At 29.9% G+C, this 3273-nt stretch carries 3 protein-coding genes; all 3 read right to left on the reverse strand.

Translation table 11 applies throughout. From position 1 onward, the window contains the following. Positions 1–274 precede the first annotated feature (274 nt). Complete coding sequence (locus Q0352_RS02085) at positions 275–1417, reverse strand: hypothetical protein (RefSeq protein ID WP_299522847.1); 1143 nt, start codon at positions 1415–1417, stop codon at positions 275–277. Between the two features lie 159 nt (positions 1418–1576). Next, a complete protein-coding gene (locus Q0352_RS02090; protein WP_299522849.1) occupies positions 1577–2434 on the reverse strand; it encodes a hydroxymethylglutaryl-CoA lyase in 858 nt (285 codons plus the stop codon). A gap of 24 nt (positions 2435–2458) precedes the next feature. After that, the gene (locus tag Q0352_RS02095) at positions 2459–3076 is read right to left on the reverse strand and encodes a LysE family translocator (protein ID WP_299522852.1); all 618 of its coding nucleotides are present in this window, start codon (positions 3074–3076) and stop codon (positions 2459–2461) included. Between the last annotated feature and the right edge of the window lie 197 nt (positions 3077–3273).

The following is a 3273-nucleotide window of genomic DNA, read 5'->3' on the forward strand; positions in this document are numbered from 1 at the left end:
ACCTGATGTTATTAAAACTAAAATTGTTATGAACACTATTCTTTTCATGCTATTAAAATGTAAAATTTATAAAACTTATTAATTTAAAAGGTTTATTGTAAAATATACCTGCTGTCATATTAAACTTGTCGAATAAATTGGTTAAAACGATTATTGAAATCTTCGAAAAGCTAAGTTTGACAAACAAAACAACATTTTTTAAAATTGAAAATAGACTCCAAATAAATTCATGGCTATTATAAATAATTTGGAGCCTTTCTCAATATTAATTATATTAGAACCAGATTGCGATTCCAGCATTAAATTGCTTAGAAGTATCGCTTCCTGAAACTGCATTATTCACTAACTGATAATCCATTTTAAAAGCTGCTCCATTTGCAACCTTATAATTCAAACCGAAAACTAGTTCGTTTTTATCGAATGCTTGGTTCGCAACTAAAGAACCAACTGTTTCAGCATGTGTATTATACTTTTCGTAACGTACAAAAGGAGTTAATTTCTCTTCACCTTTCAAATCAAAACTATATGCAATTTCACCGTATAAACCAGTCATTTTAGACCCTAAATCTTTACCTGTTAATGTATTATAATCCTCCGTATCTGATAAACTAGCTGAAATATATTGACCTCTTAATTCAAGGTTATTGTATGTATAACGAGCATCTAATCCAATCATAGTTACACCAACTGTTGATCCTTCTATACCAGTATCATCCGTTTGAGTATCTCCAAAATAACCTGATAAACCAACTCGTAATCCTGAAATACCGTAGTAATCTAATTTTGTAGAAAAGTTTGGAGAACTAACTGTTGATTCTGCTCCTTTTTGACGACCAGAACGCAATCCATTAGATCCTTTTAAAAATCCTGCTCCATCAGCATAAGACTTAAACCCATTAAATATATATGCTTGATATTTTAATGAAGCATTATCAATTTTTCCAGATATACCAACACCTAATTCTCTCCAAGTTGTTGGTACAATTACGTTATCAACATTAGGGCGTTCAACACCATAAAATGTTGTAGGCTCATGATATTCATTAATAATTCCCATTGGAACTAACATTAAACCGGCTAATAAATTAGTGCTCTCACTTAATTTATATTTTAAATATGCCTGTTCAACATATACTTCTTGAACATGTTCGTATTCAATTTCAGTTAAGAAACTAACTTTATCACTAAACTTGTAACCAAACAACAAAACTAAACGATGTATATCTAATTTTCCTGCTTTTGAACCATCGTATTCATTGTAATCAATTTGTCCATAACCTCCAATTGTAATACCTTTTGGAAGGTTGTCATTCAATAATTTATTTCCAGAATTTTGATAATCATTGGTTATATCTTCTTGTGAATACCCAATTAAAGTAATTAATACTGCTGCTAAAAGTAATTGTATTTTTTTCATTTTTGATTGTTAATTTTATTTAGACTTATTCTTAATAATAGTGCAAATATAAATAAGTAACATATATTACAAAAGTATTATTTAGATTAATTCTAAATAGTATGACTTATGTCATCTTTTTAAACTTGATGTATTTTTAACTGATTGAAATAATGAAGTTTACGAAAAAATCTTTAAAGCCTCATTGTAGGCACTTTCAAAGCTCATAGCCTGAATATTGGTGAAACTTTTTTGTTGATTGAAATAAGAAATCAATTTTTCGGTGGGCATATTTCCCGTAAGTTCGTCTTTTGCCATAGGGCAGCCACCATATCCTTTTATAGCACCATCAAATCGGTTGCAACCCGCTTTGTAAGCAGCATCAACTTTTTCAAACCAGGTTGTTGGTGTGGTATGTAAATGCGCCCCAAACTCAATATTTGGATAAGCTGGAATTAAATTTGAGAATAGATGCTCAATAATTTCAGGTGTTGAACTTCCAACAGTATCTGACAACGATAAAATAGTAATTCCCATGTTGGAAAGTTTTTCAGTCCATTCTGAAACAATTTCAACGTTCCAAGGATCACCATACGGATTTCCAAAACCCATTGATAAATATGTTACTATTTCTTTATTGGTTTTGGCAGAAATAGTTAAAAGTTCATCAATTATTTTAATCGATTGCGCTATAGTTTTACCTGTATTACGCATTTGAAAATTTTCTGAAATAGAAAAAGGAAACCCCAAATAATCAATTTCCTCAAACTGTGAAGCATCTTCAGCACCACGAACATTGGCAACAATAGCCAATAATTTACTTTCTGTTTTACTTAAATCCAGTTTAGCTAGTACTTGCGAAGTATCACGCATTTGTGGAATTGCTTTCGGTGAAACAAAACTTCCAAAATCTATGGTATCAAAACCTACTCTCAACAAAGCATTTATGTATTGAGCTTTAGCTTCAGTAGTAATAAAATGCGATTTTATGCCTTGCATAGCATCTCTTGGGCATTCTATAATTTTTACTTTTCTCATGCGCACTCAAATATACAAAACCTATTAAGAAAAAAAGATGAAAATTGAAATCCACACAAAAATCAATATTTTAAACCATTTAATTTTTGAATTAAAAGTAGGGTGGTTTTTTAAATAAGAAGCGAAATTTCCTGACAATACCGAAACTATTGAAAATATGAGTAATGCTTGTAACATAAATAACCCGCCTAAAACATAAAATTGAATAATGGTACTCTGAGTTGAACTGTATAAAAATCCTGGAAAAAACGCTAGAAAGAAAATGGAAACTTTAGGGTTTAATACATTCATTATGAATCCTTGCTTAAATAACTTTAGTAAGCCTTTTTTTTCGGCCTTGGCATTTAATAATACTTCTTCGTTGGATGCATACGTTTGGTAAGCCAAATACAATAAATATAAGGCTCCAAATAACTTTATGGAAAAAAATAAACTTTCTGATTGTTTAAGTATCGCTGAAACTCCAAAAGCTACCAAAGAAGTGTGAATGATAATTCCTGAAACTAAACCAAATGAAGTAGCTATTCCATATTTTTTACCATTGGTGACACTTTGTACCAACACATAAATAATATCAGGTCCGGGCATTAATGTTAGTAACATAGACGCTCCAATAAATGATAAAATAATTTCGTAATTCATGTAAAACTCATTTAATAGTTTTTTTTTTGTTTCTCAATTATCTTTTAAAATAAAAACAAAACTATTTTGCAAACATAGGATGACAAATTGGAATATTAAAAAAATAATTTATTTATTACTTAACAAGAGAATTATACTATATAAACCCGTTGGGTGTAATTATTAAAAGCGTCAGTTCGAGTGATTTTTATGCAGTA

Source organism: uncultured Lutibacter sp. (genome assembly GCF_937891065.1).
GTDB lineage: Bacteria > Bacteroidota > Bacteroidia > Flavobacteriales > Flavobacteriaceae > Lutibacter.

Excerpts from the sequence above, each read along its gene's own strand:
- Q0352_RS02085 (WP_299522847.1), bottom strand. The coding sequence starts at position 1,417 with ATGAAAAAAATACAATTACTTTTAGCAGCAGTATTAATTACTTTAATT.
- Q0352_RS02090 (WP_299522849.1), bottom strand. The coding sequence starts at position 2,434 with ATGAGAAAAGTAAAAATTATAGAATGCCCAAGAGATGCTATGCAAGGC.
- Q0352_RS02095 (WP_299522852.1), bottom strand. The coding sequence starts at position 3,076 with ATGAATTACGAAATTATTTTATCATTTATTGGAGCGTCTATGTTACTA.